This is a genomic window from Hymenobacter sp. DG01 (assembly GCF_006352025.1).
Taxonomy (GTDB): domain Bacteria; phylum Bacteroidota; class Bacteroidia; order Cytophagales; family Hymenobacteraceae; genus Hymenobacter.
The window spans coordinates 3,927,536-3,952,763 of sequence record NZ_CP040936.1 but is presented as its reverse complement, the minus strand read 5'-3'; the positions used below and the strand labels follow the sequence as shown (position 1 = coordinate 3,952,763).

Annotated in this window: 28 protein-coding genes and 1 pseudogene; 14 read left to right on the top strand and 15 right to left on the bottom strand. The window is 60.2% G+C overall.

Annotated elements, in window-relative coordinates; translation table 11 throughout:
* Positions 1–212: 212 nt before the first annotated feature.
* From FGZ14_RS16800 to FGZ14_RS16775, 6 genes are all read right to left on the bottom strand, one after another.
* The gene (locus tag FGZ14_RS16800; RefSeq protein WP_139925353.1) at positions 213–887 is read right to left on the bottom strand and encodes a sterol desaturase family protein; all 675 of its coding nucleotides are present in this window, start codon (positions 885–887) and stop codon (positions 213–215) included.
* Between the two features lie 68 nt (positions 888–955).
* Entirely contained in the window at positions 956–1,540 is a 585-nt protein-coding gene (locus FGZ14_RS16795; RefSeq protein WP_139925352.1) for a shikimate kinase, read from the bottom strand.
* Positions 1,530–1,829: a hypothetical protein gene (locus tag FGZ14_RS16790; protein ID WP_257883256.1), complete on the bottom strand. Its 300-nt coding sequence runs from the start codon at positions 1,827–1,829 to the stop codon at positions 1,530–1,532. The genes FGZ14_RS16795 and FGZ14_RS16790 overlap by 11 nt, the downstream gene beginning before the upstream one ends.
* An 82-nt stretch (positions 1,830–1,911) precedes the next feature.
* Positions 1,912–2,973: an ABC transporter permease gene (locus FGZ14_RS16785; protein ID WP_139925351.1), complete on the bottom strand. Its 1,062-nt coding sequence runs from the start codon at positions 2,971–2,973 to the stop codon at positions 1,912–1,914.
* An 87-nt stretch (positions 2,974–3,060) separates the two neighbouring features.
* Complete coding sequence (locus FGZ14_RS16780) at positions 3,061–4,167, bottom strand: BT_3928 family protein (protein WP_139925350.1); 1,107 nt, start codon at positions 4,165–4,167, stop codon at positions 3,061–3,063.
* A gap of 128 nt (positions 4,168–4,295) precedes the next feature.
* Positions 4,296–4,868: a DUF1599 domain-containing protein gene (locus FGZ14_RS16775; RefSeq protein WP_139925349.1), complete on the bottom strand. Its 573-nt coding sequence runs from the start codon at positions 4,866–4,868 to the stop codon at positions 4,296–4,298.
* A 155-nt stretch (positions 4,869–5,023) separates the two neighbouring features.
* Here FGZ14_RS16775 and folP point away from each other — a divergent pair, with 155 nt between their 5' ends.
* Genes folP through FGZ14_RS16760 form a run of 3 tightly spaced genes read left to right on the top strand, consistent with a single transcriptional unit; the run spans position 5,024 to position 7,399 of the window.
* Positions 5,024–5,911, top strand: a complete 888-nt coding sequence (folP, locus tag FGZ14_RS16770; protein WP_139925348.1) for a dihydropteroate synthase — start codon at positions 5,024–5,026, stop codon at positions 5,909–5,911.
* Entirely contained in the window at positions 5,908–6,747 is an 840-nt protein-coding gene (gene cdaA, locus FGZ14_RS16765) for a diadenylate cyclase CdaA (protein ID WP_110976369.1), read from the top strand. Before folP ends, cdaA begins: the two co-directional genes overlap by 4 nt.
* Positions 6,748–6,772: 25 nt before the next feature.
* On the top strand, positions 6,773–7,399 hold the full coding sequence (locus tag FGZ14_RS16760; protein WP_139925347.1) for a hypothetical protein: 627 nt from the start codon (positions 6,773–6,775) through the stop codon (positions 7,397–7,399).
* Between the two features lie 55 nt (positions 7,400–7,454).
* Here the strand turns inward: FGZ14_RS16760 and kbl are convergent, their stop codons facing one another.
* Both kbl and FGZ14_RS16750 read right to left on the bottom strand, forming a co-directional pair.
* Positions 7,455–8,702 (bottom strand): glycine C-acetyltransferase, encoded by a 1,248-nt coding sequence (gene kbl, locus FGZ14_RS16755; RefSeq protein WP_139925346.1) that lies wholly within the window; start codon positions 8,700–8,702, stop codon positions 7,455–7,457.
* A gap of 61 nt (positions 8,703–8,763) precedes the next feature.
* A pseudogene (locus FGZ14_RS16750) lies at positions 8,764–9,509 on the bottom strand (IS5 family transposase).
* 100 nt (positions 9,510–9,609) lie between these two features.
* Between FGZ14_RS16750 and FGZ14_RS16745 the strand changes: the two are divergent.
* Positions 9,610–10,104, top strand: a complete 495-nt coding sequence (locus FGZ14_RS16745) for a hypothetical protein (protein ID WP_139925345.1) — start codon at positions 9,610–9,612, stop codon at positions 10,102–10,104.
* Between the two features lie 13 nt (positions 10,105–10,117).
* Here the strand turns inward: FGZ14_RS16745 and FGZ14_RS16740 are convergent, their stop codons facing one another.
* A complete protein-coding gene (locus FGZ14_RS16740; protein ID WP_180754390.1) occupies positions 10,118–11,170 on the bottom strand; it encodes a patatin-like phospholipase family protein in 1,053 nt (350 codons plus the stop codon).
* 240 nt (positions 11,171–11,410) lie between these two features.
* Between FGZ14_RS16740 and FGZ14_RS16735 the strand changes: the two genes are divergently transcribed.
* From FGZ14_RS16735 to FGZ14_RS16715, 5 genes are all read left to right on the top strand, one after another.
* A complete protein-coding gene (locus FGZ14_RS16735; RefSeq protein WP_139925343.1) occupies positions 11,411–12,403 on the top strand; it encodes an NAD-dependent epimerase/dehydratase family protein in 993 nt (330 codons plus the stop codon).
* A gap of 32 nt (positions 12,404–12,435) precedes the next feature.
* Positions 12,436–12,921, top strand: coding sequence for a hypothetical protein (locus FGZ14_RS16730; RefSeq protein WP_139925342.1), 486 nt, complete (start codon positions 12,436–12,438; stop codon positions 12,919–12,921).
* Between the two features lie 130 nt (positions 12,922–13,051).
* Positions 13,052–13,783, top strand: a complete 732-nt coding sequence (locus FGZ14_RS16725; protein ID WP_139925341.1) for a DUF3891 family protein — start codon at positions 13,052–13,054, stop codon at positions 13,781–13,783.
* Between the two features lie 142 nt (positions 13,784–13,925).
* Positions 13,926–14,894: a YihY/virulence factor BrkB family protein gene (locus tag FGZ14_RS16720; RefSeq protein ID WP_139925340.1), complete on the top strand. Its 969-nt coding sequence runs from the start codon at positions 13,926–13,928 to the stop codon at positions 14,892–14,894.
* Between the two features lie 191 nt (positions 14,895–15,085).
* Positions 15,086–15,796, top strand: a complete 711-nt coding sequence (locus FGZ14_RS16715; RefSeq protein ID WP_139925339.1) for a hypothetical protein — start codon at positions 15,086–15,088, stop codon at positions 15,794–15,796.
* Positions 15,797–15,882: 86 nt separating this feature from the next.
* On the opposite strand, the gene rlmN is transcribed toward FGZ14_RS16715, so the two are convergent.
* Complete coding sequence (gene rlmN, locus FGZ14_RS16710; RefSeq protein ID WP_374221715.1) at positions 15,883–16,950, bottom strand: 23S rRNA (adenine(2503)-C(2))-methyltransferase RlmN; 1,068 nt, start codon at positions 16,948–16,950, stop codon at positions 15,883–15,885.
* 348 nt (positions 16,951–17,298) lie between these two features.
* Entirely contained in the window at positions 17,299–17,736 is a 438-nt protein-coding gene (locus tag FGZ14_RS16705; protein ID WP_139925337.1) for a thioesterase family protein, read from the bottom strand.
* Between the two features lie 211 nt (positions 17,737–17,947).
* Here FGZ14_RS16705 and mnmD point away from each other — a divergent pair, with 211 nt between their 5' ends.
* The 5 genes from mnmD (at position 17,948) to FGZ14_RS21805 (ending at position 21,307) form a co-directional block, all read left to right on the top strand.
* Positions 17,948–18,634, top strand: a complete 687-nt coding sequence (gene mnmD, locus FGZ14_RS16700) for a tRNA (5-methylaminomethyl-2-thiouridine)(34)-methyltransferase MnmD (protein ID WP_139925336.1) — start codon at positions 17,948–17,950, stop codon at positions 18,632–18,634.
* Between the two features lie 15 nt (positions 18,635–18,649).
* Positions 18,650–19,198 carry a hypothetical protein gene (locus tag FGZ14_RS16695; protein ID WP_180754389.1) on the top strand — a complete coding sequence of 183 codons (549 nt, stop codon included), beginning with the start codon at positions 18,650–18,652 and terminating at the stop codon, positions 19,196–19,198.
* Positions 19,199–19,244: 46 nt separating this feature from the next.
* Entirely contained in the window at positions 19,245–20,465 is a 1,221-nt protein-coding gene (locus tag FGZ14_RS16690) for a DUF2157 domain-containing protein (protein WP_139925335.1), read from the top strand.
* The gene (locus FGZ14_RS16685) at positions 20,462–21,055 is read left to right on the top strand and encodes a GDYXXLXY domain-containing protein (protein WP_139925334.1); all 594 of its coding nucleotides are present in this window, start codon (positions 20,462–20,464) and stop codon (positions 21,053–21,055) included. Before FGZ14_RS16690 ends, FGZ14_RS16685 begins: the two co-directional genes overlap by 4 nt.
* Positions 21,056–21,163: 108 nt before the next feature.
* A complete protein-coding gene (locus FGZ14_RS21805; RefSeq protein WP_180754388.1) occupies positions 21,164–21,307 on the top strand; it encodes a hypothetical protein in 144 nt (47 codons plus the stop codon).
* Positions 21,308–21,370: 63 nt separating this feature from the next.
* Here FGZ14_RS21805 and FGZ14_RS16680 read toward each other — a convergent pair whose 3' ends face one another.
* From FGZ14_RS16680 to FGZ14_RS16665, 4 genes are all read right to left on the bottom strand, one after another.
* Positions 21,371–21,904, bottom strand: a complete 534-nt coding sequence (locus tag FGZ14_RS16680; RefSeq protein ID WP_139925333.1) for a biopolymer transporter ExbD — start codon at positions 21,902–21,904, stop codon at positions 21,371–21,373.
* Positions 21,905–22,000: 96 nt separating this feature from the next.
* Positions 22,001–22,576 carry a 5-formyltetrahydrofolate cyclo-ligase gene (locus FGZ14_RS16675; protein ID WP_139925332.1) on the bottom strand — a complete coding sequence of 192 codons (576 nt, stop codon included), beginning with the start codon at positions 22,574–22,576 and terminating at the stop codon, positions 22,001–22,003.
* A 76-nt stretch (positions 22,577–22,652) separates the two neighbouring features.
* Positions 22,653–24,245, bottom strand: a complete 1,593-nt coding sequence (gene bshC, locus FGZ14_RS16670) for a bacillithiol biosynthesis cysteine-adding enzyme BshC (protein WP_139925331.1) — start codon at positions 24,243–24,245, stop codon at positions 22,653–22,655.
* A 104-nt stretch (positions 24,246–24,349) separates the two neighbouring features.
* Positions 24,350–25,159: a phytanoyl-CoA dioxygenase family protein gene (locus FGZ14_RS16665; RefSeq protein ID WP_139925330.1), complete on the bottom strand. Its 810-nt coding sequence runs from the start codon at positions 25,157–25,159 to the stop codon at positions 24,350–24,352.
* Positions 25,160–25,228: the final 69 nt, after the last annotated feature.

Here is a 25,228-nt window from a genome sequence, read left to right as displayed (position 1 = left end):
GGTGAACGTATGAGGAAGGCAGGAATGGGCAGACGCGGGGTACTCATATCAGGCATACACGGGTATAAGCCAGCCCCACTTGCTTCCTTCTCACACATAGCATTACAATACTGGAGGAAATACATAACATCTAGAATAAACACAAAAGACCGGCATAAATATACCGGTCTTTTGTGTTTATCAAATGTAATGTTTGCTTTTCTAGAAAGCGTTTACCGTTTTTTCTCCGGCATAGTACCAATGATGTGGTCCCAGAGCGTGGTACTTACCCCAAAAGCAATTTCATCCTGGCGGTAATGGTGCTGGGCGTGGTGGTGCCACCAGAACTTCAGGAAGTTCTTCGGGGGGGCATATACGTGAATGGCGTAGTGCACGAACAGATACAATGCATAGCCGAACACAAAGCCCGCCAGAATACCAAAGCCCGCGTTACCGAAGGTGAAGCGGAAGATGAAAAACAACAGCGACGTGACGAACACCGTCAGGATGGGGGGCATGGCTAGGCGGGTTTCATCCTTGGGGAACTCGTGGTGCACCCCGTGCATGGTGTACTGAAACTTGGCCTTGCGGGGCGTATCCGTGTCCATATGATACACGAAGCGGTGCATCAGGTACTCGGCCAGGGTGAAGAGCAGCCACCCGCCCAGGAACAAGCCAAACGCCGACAGGCCCGTCAGCAGCCCCCGGCTCAGCCCGTAGTAGAGGCTAACGCCCGCCACGGCGAAGAAAATGGAAAGCGGCGCCGCAATGTGCGTGTGCGTAAGGCGCTCCAGCACCGGGTTTTCAAACAAGCGGGCCGAGCCTTTGTGCTTGGGCTTGATGGCATCGGGCGTTTTAACCGCCGTTACCTTAACGTCGGTTTCCAGAGGTTCGGAGGTAGTGTTCATACCAATGCAGGAATGATGAGGACGCAAAAATACGTATGCCAGCGCAAATGCCGGACCAGCGCCGGCGCTTATGCCAGCGCGTTGTAACGCGCCACCAGCTGCTGCACGGCTTCCAGAGAACAGGTAGGGGCCGTGCAGCGCAGCGGCGCGCGGTCGTAAAACCGCTGACGGGCGGCTAAGGTTTCGCGCAGGCGCAGTTCGAGCCCGGCCGCATCGGGCAGGCTGGCCAGCAGGGGCCGGGAAGCCGCTACGGCCTGCAGGCGCCGCACCAGTTCCTCCACGGGCACGGCCAGGTACAGGGTCAGGCCAGTTTCAAGCAGCACTTCCAGGTTGTGATGAAAGCAGGGAGTGCCCCCACCGGTTGCCAGCACCAGGGAGGGATAGGCGGCCACTACCTCGCGCAGCACATCGGCCTCACGCTGCCGGAAGTACTCCTCCCCGTCCTGGGCGAATATCTCGGACACGCTGCGCTGCTCGCGCCGCACAATTTCTTCATCAAGGTCCAGGAAAGGCAGCTGGTAGGCCGTGGCCAGGCCCCGGCCCAGGGTAGTTTTACCCGCCCCCGGCATGCCTATAAGAAACAAACGACCCACCCCGGCCGGCTGGCCAGGATGGGTTGAGGTAAGTGAGAAAGGTAGAAGGTTATCGGACATTCATCAGAGCCGCACCTACGGTAAGAAAGAAGAAGAGTCCTAAAACACTAAATACCAGCATAAAAATCAAATTGGCTTTGGCCCAATTCGCTTTACTGGGATTAGTACCGCTGCTGAAAGCCCACACCAGCAGCAAAACAAAATTAACCACCGGAATCATCATCAATAAAGAAGTACCAATCCAGTCTCCGGTGCTAACGGGCGGAGCTACCTGCGCGTACATAGGCACTTGTACGTACTGGGGCTGATGAATGGGGTGAACAACTGGTGGAGTAGAAGATTGCTCCATGAAAAAGGATGTGTTTGAATGAATAGGAAAATGATAATACCTGCGTAAATACGCTTTATTATATACTAATCAAAAATCTGCTTTAAGCAGAAAGCTTTACCCGCGGGTCAAGCACGGCGTAGAGCACATCGACCACAATATTGACGAGCACGAACAGGGCCGCAATAAAGATGGTAGCGCCCATAACCACCGGAAAATCGAGGTTCTCGACGGCCCGTAGCGTAACGGTTCCCAGGCCCTTCCAGTTGAAAATGTACTCGATAAAAAACGCCCCGGCCATCAGAGAAGCCAGCCAGCCCGACACGGCCGTAATTACCGGGTTCAGGGCGTTTTTGAGGGCGTGGCCTACCACCGTGCGGTAGCCCGAAAGGCCTTTGGCGCGGGCCGTGCGGATGTAGTCCTGGCTCATCACATCCAGCATGGAGGAGCGGGTAAGCTGCACAATAACGGCCAGGGGCCGGATGCCGAGGGCAAAGGCCGGCAGCAGCAGGTTTTTCAGGACCAGATGGCGTCCCGAGAAGGGGTCGGTTTCGTAGAGCTGCCCGGTCAGGTTGAGGCCCGTCCAAGAGCTCCAGTAAAACCCAAACGTCATAGCAATCAGGATGGCCGCCACGAAGGAAGGCACCGAAATACCCAGTACCGAAGTAGATACCAACGCCCGATCGAGCCAGGAGTGCGGCTTAAGGGCAGCTACTACCCCCAGCCCGATGCCCAACACCGCCGCCAGCAGCATAGCGGCCAAAGCCAGCCACAGGGTGCCGGTGAAGTGGTCGAGCAGGATGCTGAGCACCTCTTTGTTACTTTGAAAGGACCGGCGCAGGTAGGGCGTCTTCAGCACCAGGCTTTGCTCCGCGCCGAGGGGTAGGACCTGCACGCCGCCGTATTTCGCTACCCCCGCCGAGTCGCGCGGGTGCACGCCCACCGGCGACACGTCGTTGAGGTAGCCCAGCAGTTGGCCCGGCAGGGGCTGGTCGAGGCCCAGGTCGGCGGCAATGGCGGCGCGGGTGGCGGCGTCGGAGCGTTGGCCGGCCAGCAGGGCAACCGGGTCGCCGGGCAACACTTGAAACAGGAAGAACACCGTGAGGGCAACCCCCACCAGCACCAGCACGCCCTGCCACAAACGGCTCAGAATAAAACCTAGCATCTTGTTCAGTTGCCAGTTGCCGGTTGCCGGTTGCCGGTTATTAACAGGAAATTCCTGAAAACTGGCAACCGGCAACCGGCAACTGATTTACAGCAGCGTTTCGAGCTTGCTAGCGTCGGGAATGTCGTGGTAGTGGAACTTGCCTTTTACTACCCCGTTCTGCAGCACAATAAAGCCGGGGTTCGAGCGAATCATAGACTTCAGCACGGTAGCATCGGCGAAGTAGTAGGTACCCGGCAGGTTTACATCGTGGCGGAAAGCGTCGAAATCCTGCGGGCTGCTGCTCGTGACGATGAGCGGCCGGATTTGCTTGCGCGACTTGGCTGCGGCCTCCATCAGTTGCGTGATGTCCTTGAACCGGTCCCGGTCGGCGGTGGTGGCGCTCTGCACAATCAGCAGCAGCTTGTTACCCGTCAGCACCTCCTGGGTATGGTCTTTCCCTTCCGCATCGAAAATGGCAAAGTCCGTAATGACAGGCTTAGACGTCAGGGGGTTTAGCACCTCCATGCTCTTGTACTTCCAGGTCGAGTCAGTAGGGTACTCCGTGAAGGTCTTGGTTTCGCCGTTGCGCTCCATCACGTACTGATACTTGGCCTGCTCCTGGGGCTTCATCAGCTTGGCAATGTCGTTGCCCTCCTTGTAAGGCAGGAAATCGAAGTAGGGCAGGTGGCCCAGGGCGCGTACCCCAATGCCAATAGCCACGGCCGAAGCCAGCGTAATGTACATCACGCCCAGCGTGCCCTTGGCAAACACCCGGCGCAGGTAGCGCTGGTTATAAAACACCACGGCCCAGAGCAGCAGCAGGAACAGGTCCTTGGCAAACGAGGTCCAGGGCGTGAGCTTGATAAAGTCGCCGAAGCAGCCGCAGTCAGTTACCTTGTTGAAGGCCGCCGAGTAGAAAGTCAGGAACCCGAAGAACACCAGCAGGGCCAGCAGCACCCACAGGGTTTGCCGCAGCATCCAGCGCAGCAGCACGGCAACCCCCAGCACTACCTCCAAGGAACTCAAGAAGATGCTCAGGGTGCGGGAATACGGGATAAAGATTTCAAAGAAAGAGCCGAAGTCCTTCGAGAAAACCTCGAAATATTCTTCCAGCTTCAGGGCCGTCCCAACGGGGTCGTTGAGCTTGACCAGCCCCGAGAAGATAAACACGACGCCCAGCAGCAGCCAGCAAATACGGGTAAGTTGTTTCATGAACTACGGGGAGTAGCAGAGTAAGTGAGTAGCGAAGTAACCGCGCTACCGCTGATGCAGTTGCTTTGCAAGCAAGGTTTCAACACAAGCGGCTGAGGCTGATACGCAAATGTAGGCTCAGGAGCTGTTTACCCAACTATTCTGCTACCCCCTTCAACATCGGCAAACCCCATCTTAATTAGCACAAACACGGCGTAGTTCAGCATGTCGCGGTAGTTGGCCTCCACGCCTTCCGATACGCGGGTCAGGCCGCCCAGGTCCTCAATCTGCTTGGTGCGGTGCAGCTTCATCAGAATAATGTCGGTGATGCTTTCAATGCGCATCTGCCGCCAGGCTTCGCCATAATCGTGGTTTTTGGCGAACAGCAAGCGGCGGTTTTCGGCTACCTGCTCATCGTAGGCCAGGGCCACGGCGGCCGGTTCCAGTTCCAGCGGAGCTTCAGCGGGCAGCCCAAGCTGCATGAGGGCAATGATGCAGTAGTTGATGATGGCCACGAACTCCTCCTCTACCCCATCGGCAACCAGCTGCGTGCCTTTTTCCTGAATGCTGCGGATGCGCTGGGCCTTAATATAGATTTGGTCGGTAACGGAGGGTAGGCGCATAATGCGCCAGGCCGTGCCATAGTCGTGAGTTTTAGCCAGAAACAGCTGGCGGCACCGCGCAATGACCCGGTCGTATTCGTGCTGGGTTTGATTCTCCAAGTTTTTCAGCCTATTTTGTTGCAATCCGCCCATTGTCATGCTGACAGAGAAAGCGGCTCGCGGGAAGGTGTTCAGCGCCTTGCCCCGGCAGCCCGCGCAATGCCTCGGCCGCGCGAATACTACCGTCAGCATGACGCCCTCTTTCCGCTCCCACCATGCTCCTCCAGGCCCCGCAAGATACGTGCTTTTCCCCGAGGCTAACTCTGCGCTGCCCCGGCGGGCGGGTGCTGGATCTGCGCCAGCCCCAGGTGATAGGCATCCTGAACCTGACGCCTGATTCGTTCTTTGCGGGCAACCGCATGGGTAGCGAAGACGAGCTATTGCACCGGGCCGAGCAGATGCTGCAAGCCGGGGCCGCCGTGCTGGATTTAGGCGGCTACTCTTCCCGCCCCGGTGCCGAGCATATTCCTATAGACGAGGAAAAGCGCCGCCTGCTGCCCGCCGTAGAAGCCGTGCGTCGGGAGTTTCCGCAAGCCTTTCTCTCCGTGGACACCTTCCGGGCTGAGGTAGCTACCGAGGCCATAGCCGCTGGCGCCGACATCCTTAACGACATCAGCGGGGGCACTCTGGATGAGGAGATGCTACCCACCGCCGGCCGCCTGGGCGTGCCCTACATCCTGATGCACATGCGCGGCACACCCCAAACCATGACCCAGCACACCCACTACGAGGGCGACATGGTGCTGGAGCTGGTGCGCTACTTCCGCGACAAGCTGGCTTTGCTGCGCCAGCACGGGGTAGTGGATGTGGTGCTGGACCCCGGCTTCGGGTTTGCCAAAACCCCAGCCCAAAGCCACGAGCTGCTGCGGCGGCTGCCGGAGCTGCAGGTGCTGGGCCTGCCTATTCTGGCAGGCCTCTCGCGGAAAAGCATGGTGTATAAGCCCCTGGGCCTGACGCCGGAGGCCGCCCTCACCGGCACCATTGCCGTGAATACCCTAGCCGTGCTCAACGGGGCCCGGCTGCTGCGCGTACATGATGTTGCGGAAGCAGTCCAGACTATTCAGCTCGTTTCGAACACCTTTTCCCTACCCCCTGCTTCGTGATTGGCGCTTTCACCATCGGCTTCCTGCGCATTGGCTGGATAGACGTCGTGGACGTGCTACTGGTCACGGCCTTGTTTTACCAGCTCTATAAGCTGCTGACAGGGAGCGTGGCCCTGAAAGTATTTCTGGGCTTTATGTCGCTCTACCTGTTTTATCTGGTAGTGAAGGCCCTGGGCATGGAGCTGCTGACCAGCATCTTGGGGCAGTTTATGAGCGTGGGGGTGTTAGCGGGCATCATCCTTTTCCAGCAGGAAATCAGGCGGTTTTTGCTAAATGTGGGCAAGGCTACCTCCTTCGGCAACCGCCTGCGCGTGTTTCCGTGGCGGCGCGAGCAAACCCAGGAGCGCATGAACGTCACGCCGTTTATTGAGGCGGCCAAAAGTCTGGCCGGCAAGCAGACCGGGGCCCTCATTGCCTTCAGCATGGCCTCCGACCTGAAGTTCTTCGCCGACTCCGGCGACCTGATCGACGCCACCGTGAGCAAGCGCCTGCTCATGAGCATCTTCAACAAAACCAGCCCTCTGCACGATGGGGCCGTTATCATCAGCAACGGCCGCATTAAGGCCGCCCGCTGCATTCTACCCGTCAGCGAAAACCCCGATGTACCGGCTTCTATGGGGTTGCGCCACCGCGCCGCCATCGGCCTCACCGAAGTTACCGACGCCATTGTACTGGTAGTCAGCGAGGAAACCAGCCAGATTTCCTTAGTACGCGGGGGCGAAGTGTTCCGCAACCTCGCCCCCGCCGACCTCCGCGCCCGCCTCAATGAATTTCTGTTTGACGCTGCCCCCCGCCCTACCCCCTCGGCCGGGTCAAAGGCCGAGGTAGCGGCGTAAAGGATTTTATCTAGATTGTTTGGTTATGCGTGCACTCTATTACTGGATAGCAGGAGCATTATCTCTTTCGCTTAGCAAACCCTCGTGCGGGCAGGGGCTGTCTGGGTCACGGCCAAAAAAGGGGGAAGTCCGGTGGCTGAATACTTATTTTGGGTTGCAGCCTTCTCGGGCATGGTTTGAAGGTAAAGCTCCCCTCACAGCTGAATTGCGGGCCGCCGCACCACGTCCGTTACCCGATAGCTTGGCGCTGGTTATGCTGCCCGATTGCTGTCCCCAATCTACCCGTAAGCAGCACATTCGTGTGTATTTACTCAACCCAACGGCCCAGGCAGTACCAGTTGAACGCGCTGATGCAACAGTGCCCGGTATTGAGGTAGTGCTCCGGTTGGATAATCAGTGGGTGCTTCCTACCTACCCCAGTGGATTCAGCTGCGGCAACGGTTTCTGGCAGGACACGCTGGCTTCCAACTCCTCTTTTGCTATCAACCTGGATGGGGGCAATCTCTACGCCGGTACTATTCCAGTGGAATGCATGTTGGTCGCCCGAATTGGGCAACATGTGGCAAGGTCATCCATCTTTACTGTCCAACTCACGCCACTGCAACTCTATTTTCTGCGCTATCCAAAGGTACCCTTGCCTGATATCTATTAGCTCACAAAAAGGCCCGACAGTAGTCTGTAGGGCCTTTTTGTGAATATTTCCTTGCTTACGGCGTGTTTTGCACTACCTGGCCGGCTTCCGGCTGCTGGGCCGAGGGCTCCTTGATGGTGCCCAGCTCGCGGCCTACCTCGATGAAAGCGTTGATGGCCTTGTCGAGATGCTCGCGGGTGTGGGCGGCGCTCAGCTGCACCCGGATGCGGGCCTGGCCCTGGGGCACCACGGGGTAGTAAAAGCCCACCACATAAATACCCTTTTCGAGCATTTTGGCGGCAAACTCCTGGCTGAGCTTGGCATCGTAGAGCATCACGGGCACGATGGGGTGCTCGCCGGGCTTGATGTCGAAGCCGGCTTCCGTCATCTTGGCGCGGAAGTATTTGGTGTTTTCTTCCAGCCGGTCGCGCAGCTCGGTGCTTTCCGTGAGCAGCTCCAGTACCCGTAGTGAGGCGCCCACAATGGCCGGAGCCAGGGTGTTGCTGAACAGGTAGGGGCGGCTGCGCTGACGCAGCATGTCAATAATTTCCTTGCGGCCCGAAGTGAAGCCACCCATAGCCCCGCCGAGGGCCTTGCCGAGCGTGCCCGTAATGATATCCACGCGGCCCATGGCGTTGCGGTACTCGTGGGTGCCGCGGCCGGTTTTGCCCAAGAAACCCATGCTATGGCACTCGTCAATCATCACCAGGGCCTGGTACTTATCCGCCAGGTCGCAGATTTTATCGAGCTGGGCAATGGTGCCGTCCATAGAGAACGAGCCATCCGTCACGATGATGCGGTGGCGGGTGCCTTTGGCTACGGCGTCCTGGAGCTGCTTTTCCAGGTCCTGCATGTCGTTGTGGGCGTAGCGGTAGCGCTGAGCCTTGCACAGGCGCACGCCATCAATAATGGAAGCGTGGTTCAGAGCGTCAGAAATAATGGCATCCTGCTCGTTGAACAGGGGTTCGAACACGCCGCCGTTAGCATCAAAAGCTGCTGCGTACAGAATGGTATCCTCGGTGCCCAGAAACTCGGCCAGCTTCTGCTCCAGCTGCTTATGAATATCCTGAGTGCCGCAGATAAAGCGCACCGACGACATACCGTAGCCGTGAGTATCAATGGCTTCTTTGGCGGCCCGCACTACCTCCGGGTGCGACGACAACCCCAGGTAGTTGTTGGCGCAGAAGTTCAGCACTTCACCGGCCTCGGTGGTTTCAATTTCGGCGCCCTGGGGCGAGGTAATCACGCGCTCCTTTTTGTAGAGGCCCGCATCCTTAATTTCCTGAAGCTGCTTTTCGAGGTCCGGCTGGAGGGTGGTGTACATCGGTGGAAAGCTAGAGTTGAGTAGTAACCCAAAGATACTAGCCTGAAGCTACTAGGAAGTGTTAACAATCACGTAACCAGACGACGGTTGCCGCGAGATGGATGAAGGCCAAGAAATGGGCATCGAGCTTATCGTAGCGCGTGGCGACGCGGCGAAACTGCTTGAGGCGGCTGAAGAGCCGCTCCACGGCGTGGCGCTGGGCGTAGCGGGCCGCGTCGTAGGCCCGCGGCTGGCGGCGGTTTCGCCGGGGCGGAATCACGGCCTGCGTGCCGCGGGCGGCTAGCGCGGCCACCAGCGGGTCCGAGTCGTAGCCGCGGTCGGCCACCACATAAGCCGGCGCCAGGCCCTCCAGCAAGGGCAAGGCCTGCGGGGCGTCGTGGCTGTGGCCCGCCGTCAGGCGGCAGCGCCGCGGCCGGCCGCGCGCATCGGCGGCCAGGTGCAGCTTGCATGTCAGCCCGCCGCGCGAACGGCCGAGGGCTTGCGGCCCGTTTTTTTGCGCGCGCCGCTCGCGTGCTGGTGCGCCCGCACGGTGGTCGAGTCCACCAGCAGCGTGTGCAGGGCGGCCTCGTCCTGTACGGCTTCGAACACGCGTTGCCACACGCCCGAGGCGGCCCAGCGCTGGAAGCGCGTGTACGTCGTGTGCCAATTGCCGCGCTCTTTCGGCAGCGCCCGCCACCGGGCCCCGTTGCGCGCCAGCCACAGCACGGCCTCCACGAACTGCCGGTTGTCGCGCCCTCGCCCCCCGCTCGTGCCCGGCCGGCCCGGCAGCAGCGGCGCTAGCCGCGCCCATTGTGCCTCGGTTAACATCTGCTCCATACCGCAAGATATTCACTGTTAACACTTCCTAGTTGCCCAATGCCGCCCCGAGGAGCGCGCATGTCAGCCATCTTGCTCATCTTTACCCACTATGGCATCTCAGGATACGCACGACCCGCGCTGGCTTGACTACCTGTTCCGGCGGCACTCCCGCGCCGAGCTAGGCACCTGGGCCCGGCGCTTGCAGTACTTCCGGTTCTGTAAAGCCATTGGGGGCCATGCCAACGATGGCGACCAGCTGCTGGTGGCCCTGCACTACACCGATGAGGCCGATATACGTCAGTTGCTCGCTCAGCTGGGGGTAGCCGTCGATTCTTCCTCCGGCTTTCCTCAATTTGCGAGGCGCGTAATGCTGGCCGGGCAGCAGGTCTGGCTCAGAGCCCAGAAGCCTCCCGAGCCACGGCTTGAAATCAGCCTGTTCGACCAGGATAACCCCTACGAAGTAACCACCCGTACCGTGGCGGCCGCCGAGGCAGTAGAAAAGATTCTAGGTTTTTGCCAGCCCCGGATCATCGACCCACCTTGGCTCGCTCCTCACTGCGTATGCCCGGCCTACTATCCGGAGCTGTGGACCGATACTTTGTAACCGAGCATCGGCTTTACAGACGCTCAAAAAAAGCCTGCGCTCCTACCCTCCCGCTTTCCATCAACTGCCGCTTCTGCCCCTCCGACATGCGCTTGATTTTCGGGTTGAAGCCGAGCGTGTTGATGCTGATGGTGCGGGGCCAGTCCTCCGGCTGCGTAGGGTTGAGGTTTTCCAGGGCCAGGGTGTACAGGGCCCCCACGTAGGATTTGAAGTCTTGGATGGGGTAGGGCGCCAGCTGCTGCCGGCCGCCGGGTTGGGTGTCGTAGGCAATCTGCTCGGCCCGGTCGAGGCGCAGGCCCAGGGTTTCGGGGTTTACGAACTTGGTGGGGGTAGGGAGGGTAGCGGCCGGTGCGGCACCCGCTGCCAGATAGCGCGGGTGGTCAAACAAATTAATGGGGTAATTCGCCAGCAGGCCCCCATCTACCAGCACCTCCACCTCCTGGCCTTTGGCGGGACGGCGCACTACGTGGCCCTGCTTGTTGAGCAACACGGCCCGGAAGTAAAGCGGGATGCTCATGGAAATGCGCATGGCGTCGGCTACGCGCATGTCGGGGTGGGTTTCGTAGCTGAACACCTGCACGCACTGGCGGGTGAGATTGGTACCGGTAGTGTACAGGTCACGGTAGCGGGTAGGCTCCTCCTGAGCCAAGGCGTGCAACTGGCCCAGGGTGAGGTCGGGGCGCTGGGTTTTGCGGGCTACCAGCTCGCTCAGGTATTTCGAGAACTGGTCGCCGCGGTACCAGCCGTACTGCTTGATGAGCCGGGTGCTGCCCCCGAAAAAGATGAGCCGACCGTCGTTGAGGCGCTGCACCGGCATGTGGTTTATCACCTCAATGATTTCCTGCGGCGAATAGCCCACAGCCAGCAGCGCCGCCTGAATGGCCCCCGCCGAGGTGCCGCCTACCCGTCGCAAACCGGATAGTACCCCGCGCTGCTCCAGTTCCTGCAGCGCCCCGCCGTAGGCAATGCCCCGGATGCCGCCCCCTTCCATTACTAAGTTGCGGTACACAACGGGGGTAGGTGCCTGGGCCTGCGCTGAAACCAGCAGACTGATAAACAGAACCATAAGAAGCAGGAAGCGGAACATACGGAATAGAGGCAAGCTGTCGTGCCGATGGGAGTTCGCACAAAAAAGAAGGCCAACGCAGGACCGGCAGGCGGCGGGTTTAAGTCGGGGTTACGGGTAGCAGATACCCTGGAGGGCGCCTTGGTTGTCTGGGTTTCCTTTATCTGTTATCCTCCCAGAACCGGGCGGTCCGGTTATCTTTGCAGCCCCATCCACCCCCTACCCTTCAACCACCCCCGAATGGACACCTCCAGCACTTCGGCCGCTACCCCCAGCGGCGACACCATCCTTGTTATCGGCGCCGGCGGACAGCTGGGCCTGGAGCTCACCCACGAGCTGCGCCAGATCTACGGCGCTTCCAACGTAGTGGCCGCCGACGTGCGCGCGCCCCAGGATGCCGAAACCCAGGAAGCCGGCCCGTTTGAGCTGCTGGATGTGCTGGATAAAAACCGCCTGGAAGAAGTAATCCGGCAGTACAAGCCCAAGCAGGTGTACCACCTGGCGGCCCTGCTGTCGGCCACGGCCGAGAAGAACCCCAAGTTTGGGTGGCAGCTGAATATGGACGGCCTGTTTCATGTGCTGGATGCGGCCGTGGACCTGGGTGTGAAGCAGGTGTACTGGCCCAGTTCTATTGCCGTATTCGGCCCCGATACGCCCCGCCAGAACACGCCCCAGCTGACCATCATGAACCCCAACACGGTGTACGGCATCAGCAAGCTGGCCGGCGAGCAGTGGTGCGAGTGGTATTTCCGCAAGCACGACCTGGATGTGCGCAGTCTGCGCTACCCCGGCCTCATCGGCTACAAGAGCCTGCCCGGCGGCGGCACTACGGATTACGCCGTGGACATCTACCACAAAGCCGTGGCGGGCCAGAGCTACGAGTGCTTCCTCTCGGAGGAAACCTACCTGCCCATGATGTACATGCCCGACGCGCTGAAAGCTACCTTGGACCTGATGCACGCCCCGGCCGAGGCCATTAAGGTGCGCAGTTCCTACAATCTGGGCGCCATGAGCTTCTGCCCCAGCGAAATTACGGCCAGTATTCAGCGCCACTACCCCGAGTTTCAGGTGAGCTACCGCCCCGACCAGCGCCAGCAGATTGCCGACTCCTGGCCCGCCAGCATCGACGACACCCAGGCCCGCCAGGATTGGGGCTGGCAGCCCCAGTTCGACCTGCACCGCATGACCGACGACATGCTGCTGCACCTGAAGGAAGCCGTAGTACTGAAGTAGGTTTTGCCTCTATCCTGCTAAGCCGGGGAAGTATGCTGCTAGTTATTGGCAAGGTGGTAGCCCAGCTGGGCATGATGTATCTGGGTTTTCTCTGCCTGCGAATAATGGTTCGGCGCAACGGCGGCTTCCGGCCGAGCAATCCTTTTCAGCCCGGCTGGAAGCAGTTGCATAGCCAGTACGCAAGCGTACACAACGTACACCCTACCGAGGCAATATCGGCCCGCATTGGTACCGGGACGTACAGTGGAATGCTGCACCTGGGCTTCGACACGCAGGAGCTGGTGATTAAGAGAAACCTGATCTTCAGCTCTCTGGTGCGCATTCCTTACGCTGACATCACGGTACTAAGAGCGCCCACCCAGATTCGAGTTACTCGCTTTAGTGACCCGGAGTACACGCCAGGCCTACTTAGTGCGGGCGGCGTGGAAATAGAGTTGCCGGCCTATTGGGCTGCTCAGATTATTAAGCGGCTTCCCGCCGCACCATCCTTTCTGCCTACTACTTCGCTAGGCCAGTAAGCCGCCCCTACCGCCTCGTCCGCGCCCTACCCCATCCGGTAGGGCGTTTTGCTTGCTACCCCCTTGCTCTCTGCGAACCTCCGCGCTTGCTCTGCGTTCCTCTGCGGGAACCCCGATACCGCCCGTTTGTATGATTGTAAACCATGTCCCGGCCGGCTGGCAGATTATCTATCAGCAAGCCCACGCCCTGCTGGCGGCCCAGCTGCTGCACCAGTGGCCTGCCTTCCTACCCTGCGACCAGTGGGTGGGCTTGCTGGCCGCCGCTGCCCAGCACGACGATGAGCAGCAGGATTGGGACGGGCACTACGGCATTACGCCCGCCGGAGCCCCCGCCAACTTTACTATGAAGGAGTTTTCCTTGGAGCAAGCCACCGGCCTGATGAAGGCGGCCCGCTTTCAGGGGCGTTGGCGCAGCCTGCTGACCAGCATGCACCTGAGTACCCTTTATGAAAGCCTGCGGGGCCAGAACCCGGAAACCGACGCCTTTCTGGACGAGCAGCGAGCCTGCCAGAAGCGCTGGCTGCGGGAGCTGAAAATCAAAAAAGCCGATGCCGGGCGCGCATACACTCTGCTGCACTGGTGCGACCGGCTCAGCCTGATTTTCTGTCGGCAGGAGCTGCCGGAAATGGGCCGCGCCCTGGAAATTTACCAAGGCCCCGATGGGCAGCCCTACCACGTATTGCAGCCCCAGGCGCCGGGCCCGGTACGGGTGCAGCCCTGGCCTTTCCGCGACAAGCAGTTCACCGTCAGCGTGGAGGCTACCGTACTGCACCAGTTGCAGTTCAAAGACGATGCGGAGTTGGCCCAGGCCCTGCGCCAGGCCCCTATTGAGCGGCTGACCTGGGACCTGGCGAAGGGGTAGCCGCCATTTCACGAAAGCCGGAGCAGGCCCGGCACCGGCACTGGCGCAGGCCGTAAATCAGGCGGATTTCCCGGCTGATCCGAACGCCACTCCTACTCGGTGCGTAGTACCTCCAGCATTTCCCTTCCGAAACCTCTGCCTTATGGCCACGCACTACCGCTTCTCCGACGTTGTTAATATTCTGAAAACCACGGCCAGCGAGTTCATGGTGAACAACTCGTTCCGGCACGCGGCGGCTCTGTCCTACTATACTATCTTCTCGCTCCCGCCCCTGCTGCTGATTGTTATTACGGTAGCCAGCTCCGTGTATGGGGCCGAAGCCGTAACGGGCCAGATTTACGGGCAGATGCGCGGGTTCCTGGGTGCCGATTCGGCTAAGTTCCTGCAGGACTCCATTGCCGAGTTTACCAAGCAGCAGAAAACCGGCGTGGCTTCCATCATTGGTATTGGCACGCTGATTTTCGCGGCCACCACCTTCTTCGTGACCCTGCAGGAAAGCATCAACGACATCTGGAACTTGAAGGTGAAGCCCCGCAACGGCATCTGGCAGTTCGTGCGCGACCGGCTGCTGTCCTTCGGCCTGATTCTGAGCGTGGCTTTGCTGCTGCTTATTTCCTTCGTGATTAGCGCCCTGCTCAGCGTGTTCACCGATCAGCTGCAGCGCTGGTTTCCGGAGGTGGCCGTCATCTTTATTCACCTCATCGACTTTGCCCTCTCCCTCTTCATTACCTCCCTGCTGTTTGGCCTGATCTACCGCTTCCTGCCCGACGCCATTATCCGGTGGCGCGACGTGGGCATTGGCGCTGTTATCACGGCCCTACTGTTTTTGGTGGGTAAGTATCTGATTGCCTTCTACATTGCCCAATCTAACCCCGGCTCGGCGTTTGGAGCGGCGGGCTCGGCCATCGTGCTGCTGCTGTGGGTAAACTACTCCTCGCTCATCATCTTCTTCGGGGCCGAGTTTACCCAGGAGTTTGCCGATGCCTTCGGCCAGAAGGTACAGCCCAAGGCCCATGCCGTGCGCATCGAAACCCGCGAGGTACCCGAGGGTGAGACGAAGGAAGAAATCAGCACCGGCCGCCCCCGCGCCGAAGGCCGCTGGAGAGGCTAAGCCTATTGCGGCACGCCCGAACGCACCAGGAAAGCCAGTAGCCCATGAGGCCGCTGGCTTTTTCACATTCCGGGTTGCCATGTTGGCACCTTACCGGCCGCTGGCCCTCCATGAGCCGGCGCGGAACCCTACCCCGGAAAATGCCCCAAGCTCCGCTGTAGCCGGGGAATTCGTTGTAATTTCCGGCCAATATGAAACGTATTATCCTTTTGTTAGTGAGCAGCCTGGGCCTGAGTGCCGCTGCTCAGGCAGCCGCGCCTCTGGCCGGCGACACGCTGCGTGGGCAGCATCGGTTTATTCAGCGCGTATCGGCCACTATGTGTGAGCGGCTGCAGGCAGAAGATCAAAAACGCCCCCTGGCTTCCCTGTCGGAGGTGGATGCGCAGAGCATATTGGCCGCCACTATCGAAAGCAGCATCCTGGCCAATGCCGACGAGATGAACACCCTGATGAAGGCTAATAAAGTCAGCAATCCGCACAAGGCCGGGGAAGCCCTCGAGGTGACCATGATTTTGCGCCTGGTGGAGAGCTGCCCGGCGGGCCAGCAGCTGATGGTGGGGGTTATTCAGTCGCAGTTCGGGGCCAAGCTGCCCATTACAGAGGCCGAGCGGCCCGTACTTCAGCTGATTACCCAGGACGTTTGCCGGCGCCTCGACGCCGAAAATGCGACCCGCCTCATGAGCAGCCGCTCCCAGGAGGAACGCCGCACCGTTATCATGACGGCCCTGCAGGGAGGTATGCTTAAGAACATGGAGCCCCTGGCCAACCTTTACGGCCTGGACAACATGAAGAACAACAAGCTCATGGAAGGTGTAGGCCAGAAAATCGCCCTGCTTATTATTCAGCAATGCCCTACCTACATGCTCCAGCTCGGCATTGACGAGTACATGAAACACAAGTAAATCACCGTTTTCTCTTCTAAACACAGAGACGCCGCAACCAGCTGGTTGCGGCGTCTCTGTGTTTAGAAGGGGGTAGGAAGGAAAGCCTACGCTACCTCGGCTTTTTCCTTCACGGCCAGCTGCCCGCAGGCGGCATCTATGTCCTTACCCCGGGAGCGGCGCACATTGGTTTGCACGCCCCGGTCGGCCAAGTACTTGTGAAAAGCCATCAGCTTGTCATCGGCGGTATTCACGTAGTCGGCATTTTCGATGGGGTTGTACTCGATGAGGTTCACCTTGCAGGGAATCCACTTCGAAATCTGGTACAACTCCTCGGCATCCTGCAGCGTGTCGTTGAAGCTCTCGAACACGATGTACTCGTAGGTGACCTTACGGCCCGTTACCTGGTGGTAGTGCTTGAGGGCGTCCTTCAAAGAGGCCAGGGAGTTGGCTTCGTTGATGGGCATGATTTCGTTGCGCTTGGCGTCGTTAGGCGCGTGCAGGGAGAGGGCCAGATTAGCTTTTACACCGTCGTCGGCCAGCTTCTTGATCATCTTGGCAATACCGGCGGTGCTGACGGTGATGCGACGCGGGGCCATGTTGAGGCCGTCGGGAGCCGTGATGCGCTCAATACTTTTTACCACGTTGGCGTAGTTCAGCAGCGGCTCGCCCATGCCCATGTACACGATGTTGGTGAGCGGGGTGCCGTACTGAGCCTCGCACTGCTCCCGGATGCGTACCACCTGGTCGTAGATTTCGGCGGCATCGAGGTTACGCTTGCGCTCCATGTAGCCGGTAGCGCAGAACTTGCAGGTCAGGGAGCAGCCTACCTGCGAGCTGATGCAGGCCGTCATGCGCGTATCGTGCGGGATGAGCACGCCCTCCACAATGTTGCCATCGTGCAGGCGGAAGGCCGATTTGATGGTACCGTCGTTGGAAAGCTGGGAGTTCTGCACCTGCACGCCATTGATGACGAAGTGCCGGGCCAGCAGCTCACGCATAGCCAGGGAGATGTTGTTCATCTCCTCAAACGAGGAAGCCGTGTTTTTCCACAGCCACTCCAGTACCTGCTTGGCCCGGAAAGGCTTCTCGCCGTGCTCCACCATAAAGGCCTTGAGCTCGTCGGGGGTGAGCTTGCGGATATCGCGCTTCGAAACTACGGGCAAGTCAATCATCATAACTGCAAAGATACAAGGCGGAAAGTCGAACCCCTAGGTCTTCTTTTCCAGAACATCCCTCAACCCGCTGAACCCAAAAAAAGTGCCGACGAGGGATTAGGGTAAGAGGGTAGGAGGGTATGGGGGTAGGAGGGTGTGGGGGGAGGAGGGTGTGGGGGGAGGAGGGTGTGGGGGTAGGAGGGTATGGGGGTAGGAGGGTGTGGGGGTAGGAGGGTGTGGGGGCGGGAGGGTGTGAGAAAGAATTTGGTTTTCAGCTTGTGGCAGGGGCAGCCTCACCCTCACCCAGCCATGCAAGGCCAACTTTCCGATTCTCCTCCCCTCCTACCCCCACACCCTCTTACCCTCCTACCCTGCCTTCTCTCCACGCAGGCGGGCAGCTTGCTCCTCGCTCAGGGGTAGGAGCTGGCGGGTGTTGTAGTTGAAGCCGAGCATACCGGTTTTGGCGCGGGCAATTTCGCGACCCGCCTGGTTTTTCACCCAGTACACCAAATCGAAGCCGTACTTGCCGAGGTCGGTGGCGGCCATCTGAATGTGCAGCACGTCGCCGTAAAACCCTTCGCCCTTGTACTCAATGGCTACATCAGCCATGATGTGGCCCAGGCCGGTGGCCGGGTCGTATTCGGCGTGGCCCAAGTGGCGCAGAAACTGCACCCGCGCTTCGTGCAGGATGCTGAGCAGGGCATCGTTGCCGAGGTGGGCGCCGTAGTTGAGGTCGGTGATGCGCACCGGAATTTCGACGGTGAGCAGGTAGGTTTCGGGGAGCTGAACTTTAACGCGGGGCATGGGGTAGGCCAATGGAGAAGCCGATAAAGTACGGCGGATTTTCGGGGTTGGCGCAACCAGGGCCGCTTAGCCCCTGCACCTTGAATGGCGCCTGCCACCACAGCCACCCTACCCCCTGCTACCGCCGAAACCTCAAACGCAGTATATTAGCCAAGCTCTGCACTGCCCCTCGCGGCTCTGGGGCCTGGTTTCTTTCTCTCCGCTCCCTCCCATGTTTACACCTCACGTTGAAGTTCGCGCCACCGCCGACGGCTCCAGTACCCTGTACGTGCCCGCCCTGAATGAGCACTACCACAGCACCCACGGCGCCCTGCAGGAGGCGCGCCATGTGTATCTGGCCGCCGGTCTGGAGCCGGCCCTGACCGAGGCCAACCAGTTGGTTTGGGTGCTGGAGGTAGGCTTTGGCACGGGCCTGAATGCTCTGTTGACCCTGGAGCGCAGCCTCAGCGCCAGCCAGCAGATTTTCTACGACACCATCGAGAAGTTTCCGCTGCCCTGGGAGGTAGTCAGTCAAATGCACCCTGAAAGTTACCTCTCGGGCCCCGAGCTGCAGGACTACCAGCACCAGCTGCACGCCGCCGCCTGGAACCGCCCCGTTACGCTCACGCCCAACTTCGTGCTGCTGAAGTGCTCCGGAGAGCTGCAGGCTACACCCCTTTCCCAGGATACCTACCAGGTTATTTACTTCGACGCCTTTGCCCCGGAAAAGCAGCCCGATATGTGGACCGATGAGGTGTTTGCCCAACTCTATGAAGCAGCTGCCCCCGGCGGCGTGCTGGTCAGCTACTGCGCTAAGGGCTCGTTTCGGCGCAGCCTGAAAGCGGCCGGCTGGCTGGTGGAGAAGGTGCCGGGCCCGCCCGGCAAGCGCGAAATGACCCGGGCGCGGAAGCAGGAGTAACTACATATATCTGCTATGAAGCTCAATCGTCGGCTGAATCAACTTACGGAAGCTGATTATCACTACCTGCTCGCTCACTATCGGCGCTATACCGATTTTAACTCGCTGGGGCTGTTCCGCAGTTTGTTGGAAAACGAGAAGCTGAATCTAGAGCAGCAGCTACGTCTGCGGGATGCGGCGGCAGCGGTGTTCCCGAAATTCTACGAGTTTCTACAACTGAAAGACCCAGACACCTACTTCCGTCTCAGCACCCTGGGGCAGAAGCTAACCGTGGCCGATGAGCGGGCAGCGTGGGTTGAAATCAGCCGGACGCAGCAGCGCATCCTCACCGAGAAGCGCATCCGGCACCGCAATTTTGGTACGTACGCCAAGCACAACTGTGGCTACGACACCTGCCCCTTCAACGGCCTGATGGTTCGACAAGGAGCACGTCTTGCGGAAGGCGTTATGAGTTTTGACACCGACAGACGAATTTGCTATGCGGGTCACGTTGACCACCGCGCTGAGCAGCGTCGCCGGGAGCGGAAAGCTTGGCCCAGCCGACGAAACCACGTGGAAGAATAACTAAGCCTCTGCCCACTTCCCGCATCCTGCGTAAGTTGCCGGTATTATGAGTCGTAAGCTACTGGATACCGACGGGCGCGAGTGGGTGCAGAAGGGCATTATTACGGAGACGCAGCGCGAGCAGCTGCTGGACCTCTACCCCACTGATGCCACCGCTATTGGACTGCTGCCGCTGCTGGGTTCCCTGCTGGTAGGTTTGAGCGCCCTGAGCGTGGTAGCGGCCAACTGGCAGGGCCTACCCGAGGTGGTGCGCCTGGCGTTGCTGCTGGGCTCCTTGTGCGGAGCCTACGCCGGCGGCGAGTATTTCCGGCGCCGTGGCAACCTCAACCTGGGCATGGGCCTGATTGCCCTGGGGCTGATTCTGTTCGGGGCCAGCATTGTACTGACCAGCCAGCTTTACCAGCTCATCGGCTACGACCTGACGGGTCTGCTGGCCTGGGCGGTGGCCGGCATGGCCCTGACGTGGCTGTACCGCAGCCGGCTACTTTTCCTGATGACGGCTGTTATCAGCGGCATCGTGCAGGGCTATAACACGGGGCAGCTAGGCGCGTTTAGCTACCTCACGGCCATCGGCACGGCCTTGGGGCTGGGCTACTACTGGTGGCGCCGCCCCGATGCCCTGCTGGGCGGAGTGCTGGCCACGGGTCTGCTCTGGCAGGCAGCCTTGCTGATTAACCATTTGCACGTTAAAATTACCTGGTTCTTTATTCCGGCCATGCTGGTGTATGCCTTCGGCGACTGGCAGCCCGACCGGCCGGCCGGTCGGGCTTTGCAGGGCCCGCCGCTGGTGGCAGCCTTCCTGTTTACGCTGGGTCTGGCCTTGTTCGGAGAGTCTGATATTTACGCGGGGCAGCTGCGGGCGCCCCTGCTGCCTTACCTGGCTTCTTTGGCCGGGGTGCTGGCCCTGTCAGTGCTTGGCAAGCGGCAGCGCGGCCGCCTCGGCAGCCTTACCGACTGGCTGTTGCTGTTGCCGGGCTTCTACTTCACGGGGGGCCTGCCCCTGGCTATTGCCACGCTGGTAGTATTGTATGCCTACTCGGGTGCCGTGCTGCTGCGGGCCCATCAGGAGCAGAACCCGGACCGCGTGACGCTGGGCACCGTATTGTTCATCATCACCACGGCCGTAGCCTATTTCAAGCTGACCTGGGGCTTCCTGGATAAGTCGTTGTTTTTCCTGCTGGGGGGCTTGCTGCTGCTGGGCCTGAGCTGGTGGCTCCGGCGCCGGGCCGCGCATACGTTTTCCTCCACCACCACGCCTAAGTCATGAGCACGCCCCTCGCCGATCCTCTACCTTCAGTTCCGGGCCCGGCCGAGGGTAGCGCCTCCCCTCTACCCGATTTGCTCGAACCGCGCCGCCGCCGGTGGGTACAGGGACTGGTGCTGGCCCAGGTGCTGTTTGTGCTGGGCGTGGCCGCCGCTGGTTACGCCACAGCTGCGCTGGGCCGCACCATCACGCTGCGCACCAGCCCCGTTGACCCGCGCGACCTTCTTTATGGCGACTACGTGAACCTGCGCTACAGCGTAAGCGAGCTACCCGGTCGGCTGTGGAAGGGTACTACCCTACCCCGCCGCCACCAACCTGCCTACGTGCTGCTGGAGCCCCGTCCTGATGGTACCTACGAGGCCGTAGCCGCCTTTCCGGAGAAGCCTGCTACCACTGGCCGCCAGGCCGTGCTGCGCGGCTCGGTGCAGGATGTGTGGCGCCGCGGCCTGCGCCTGCGCTACGGCCTGGAGCGCTACTATGTGCCCGAGGGTGAGGGCCGGCAGCTGGAGCGCCGCCAGAGCCTGCGCGTGCAGGTGAGCGTGGCGCCCTGGGGCCAGGCCCGCATTACCCGCGTAGAGCCCAGCTCCGAATAGCGCCGAGAGTAGAATAAATATGATCTGAAGTATATATCTTAGCCTCACGTTCCGACACTACCTACCTATCCTATTGCGTGATGTTCAATTCCATTTCTTCTCTATTTCATGAAAACCAGTTTATCCAATCTGGCTCAGGTGCTGGCAGCCCAGCGCCAGGCCGCTCAACCCACTGTCAATCGTAAAAACGCCTCAGTCGCCCGCCCCGACTCCGCACTGCAGGCACCAGGCACTGGCTCTGCCAAGAAATAAAAGGAAAGGCCGCATCAGTTAGTTGATGCGGCCTTTTCGTTTTGGCTGAAATACAGCCCTGGCTTATAGTCGCTGGGCTTTCAAAAGCTCTTCATCGGAGCGGTTCATCTCTACCAGGGCGTACTTCTTCTGGTCTGTGATGTTCATTTCGTCCAAAGCATCTACCAGATGCTGGTATTTCGCGCCGGGCTCTGTTTTAATGAGTACTACCGGTGCAGGCTGCTGGCGTTGCCGCTGCAGCAACACTTGGCGTAGTCCGCTAGAGCTTAGGTCTGTAGTATGAAGGGTAGGGCGAGGCGCAGCGGGGTTAACGGCGGCCTCATTCAAGCCAAAAAAGTAGCGGACCTGCCCTTTTTCACCCAGAATCAGCGTCAGGGCCTGCTTTTCCGATACTGGCGCTTCCACATCAGGCGTTTTGGGCTTTGTGGGCATGGCTACCTCCATCACCGTAGGTTTGGCGAAAGTAGTAGTGAGCATAAAGAAAGTCAGGAGCAGAAAAGCCAGGTCCACCATGGGCGTCATGTCGAGGTGGAAGGCTTTTTTGGTGGCGCGGGGCTTACCCGAGCGAGGGGCGGCGGCAGCTTGAATTTCGGCCATAATAGTTTCGCGGTTAGGTGAATACGGTTGTATTCAGGAAACGCTATACACTGGCGCTATATTGCTGTCTCCTGCCAGCAAGTCTACTTTCTACCCCTACCCAAACCACCATACCCGCCCCGGCGTGAGGCAGGCGTGCAGGGGCACGTCGCCGGGCCAGGCGTCCTCAATACGGGCCACCGGCGGCTCCAGACTCACGCCAATTCGCAGGGCGTCGGGGCGGCACTGGGGCAGAAACTGGTCGTAGAAGCCTTTGCCGTAGCCCACGCGCTGGCCCCGCTCATCGAAAGCCAGCATGGGAATGAGGATGGCATCGAGTTGGGGAGGTAGGACTTCGGTGGCCCCTGCGGGCTCCGGAATGCCCCAGCGGTTAGCTTCCAGTTGGGTTTCGGGCGTGAGGTGAAAGTGCCGCAGGGTGTGCCCATCAGGCTGCACCACGGGCACGGCCAGCTGCAACGCCGGCTGCTCGGCCCACAGCTGCCGAATCAGCGGCCACGTATCCGGCTCCTTCTGCCGGCCAATGGGCAGAAACAGGTGCAGCCACCGCCACTCCCGCACCGGAAACGACTGCCGCAACTGCCGCCACAACGCTTCGCTCCGGCGGGTAACTTCCTCTTCCGATAAGGCCCGGCGGCGGACCAAGGCTTCCCGGCGTAGTTCAGACTTCAGCATAGCAGAGGGGGTAGCAAAACGGCCTGCCTCGGATAGAGGCAGGCCGCTGGGTTGTTCAGTGGTGTTAATGCTGCTTCTATTCTTCTTCCAGCACGGTGAACTCCAGGGCCAGCGGGTCGAAGGCGTCGAGGAGCTGCTGAATGAATTGGGGGTTATTGATGAGGATGCTGAGCACGTTATCGGTGCGTTCCTGCAGGTGGCCGCCGGGCATGAGCTTGTCTTTGAGAGCCGTTAGCTGACTGTAGGCCGTTTCATGCTTGGCTTCGGCGGCTTTACTCAGGCGTTTTTCGAGGCCCTGCACAATGCCGCTTACCTTCTGCTGCTCGGCCGCTACGGTGCGTACCAGGGTTGGGTCGAGGCGCTGGGCCAGGTCAGAAACAGCTTGGAAGGCGGCGGCCAGTTGCTGCTGCTGCTCCTGTAGGCTAACTTCTTCTTGGCCCAGCGTGGCGCCTACCTGCTTTTTCAGCTCTGGTAGCGGCCGGAAGATATCCAAGGAGGTGAGGCCCAGCTTACGCAGCTTGCCAGCGTTGGCCTTGCCTACGTATTGGGCCGAGTTGCGGGGTAGCAGAATTGGGAAGGGCACGCCGTTTTCTTCGAACACGCCTTTTAGCTGGAACCAGTAGGCTACTTCCGCCCCGCCGCCAATGTAGCAGAGGTTGGGCAGCAATATTTCCTGGTAGAGCGGGCGCAGCACTACGTTGGGGCTGAACTGCTCGGGGTGCTGCTGCACCAGCTCCAGCAACTCCTGCTGCGAGTGGCAACGGCCCGTGTTGCGCACCGTAATCTGGGCGCAGTCCTGGGCGGCATCGTACTCCAGCCGCTCCCGCTTGCCGGCGTCGGTGAGGAAAAACAGGTTGAGCGGGCGCGAATACACCTGAGGCTTGTAGCCGGCGGCTTCCAGCTGGGCGTTGGCCTGCTGCACCGCCCTGTTCGAAGCTTGCTCCCGGATTTCCTTTTCCAGCACCGGCACCAGGGCTTGCTTGAGGGCGGGTGCGTCGGCATCCAGGCTCACCAGACCCAGCTCTCCAAACAGGTCGTGGGTGAGGCGGCGGGTAGCGGCGGCCAGGGTATCAGCCTGCTCGTAGGCCTCACGAAACAAAGCAGGCACGTCGGCGGGCAGCTGGTCAAGCAGGGCCTCTTTCATGCCGTCGAGCTTCAGACGGCCCACCGGTCCGCCGGTTTCGGGCGCGTTCCACTCGTACTTCTTGCCAAACAGGTGGAAGTGGTTGATTTCCGCGAAGTCGTGGTCTTCCGTCGCCATCCAGTACACCGGCACGAAATCGTACTGCGGGTACTTTTCCTTGAGCTGCCGGCTCAACTTCACCGCCGACACAATCTTATAGATGAAGTACAGCGGGCCCGTGAGCAGGTTGAGCTGGTGGCCGGTGGTGATGGTGAACGTGGTGTCTTTTTCCAGCAAAGCCAGATTGGCCTCCACGGCGGGGTGCACCGCGGGCAGGGTGGCGTACTGCTCGCGCAGGGCCGCTACCAGCCGCTGCCGGGCTTCGGGAGTATAGGCGGCGCGCTTCTCTTCTATCTGCTCGGCAAAGGCGTCGAGGGTCGGGAAGCGGTGATAAAACGAAGTCAGGGCCTCGTGCCGGGCCAAGTAATCGGTCAGCAGGGAGGAAAACGCGCCGGTATCGGCGTAGCGCAGAGTCGTGACGGACATACGGGGAGAAGAATATTCGGCTATAACCGGCCAGCTCGCACAAAGTAACTGGCAATTTCCCGGATGGGTTGTTTTTCCCGCAGCTTCCTACCCCCTAACCGTCCTCAAACTGCCCAAAACCGCATTTCCAGCGAAATTCGGGTAGCGTCGGAATTCAAATTCAGGGCGCCGCCGTGCAGCAGGTAGGGCGAGAAGAGCAGCACCTGCCCGGGGCCGGGGTTGGGGCGCACCAGCTCCAGGGGCTCGGGGCTGTTTTTCAGAGCCGGCACGCTGTAGGTGGTACCGTTGTAGGTAGCCCCGCCGGCCGTGCGCTCGGTGCGGTCCTCGGGCCACCAGTGGCTGCCCGGCACCAGGGTCAGCGACGAATCCGGGGTGCTGCCGGCCACGGGGAAGTAAATGTTGATGCCGTTGCGCAGGCGGTCCAGCCACACGTCGCGGTGCAGGGGGTTGTTGTCGGTGCGGCCAGGGCGGGCCAGGCGCAGATGAAACGCCTGCTGCCCGTTGTGGGGGTTATGCACGCGCACGGCGCGGCCGCATAGCTCGCTTATGCGGGTTTCCAGCGTGGCTACTGGCACGGGCAGCTCTTCCAGGGGGTATTCTTTGGTCTGGTTTACTACGGCCAGATGCAGCGCCTGGTCGTCGCCGACTACCCGGTGATATTGCTCAACGGACCAGTCAGCAGCTACTTCTACGCCAGCTGCCCGCAGCGCTACCCTCACTTTTTCGGCCAACCCTTCGCGCAACGCGGCATTGTCTTCCGGGCTCAAGAAGCTGGCTACCGTGTAGCCGGCGGCGCTCCAGGGTTGCCCGGCCGTCAGGTCAACATCAGCAGACAACAGCACAATGGGTTCCGCCGGCTGGGTTTCGCCTTCAATCTGATACTCGACTTGTTGGTGCTGAATGCGAGCTTTCATAAGCAGGCGCGGAAAATTTAGTTGCCAGTCGCCGCAAAGGTACCATGCTACTCCTGCACTAGGTTGTCA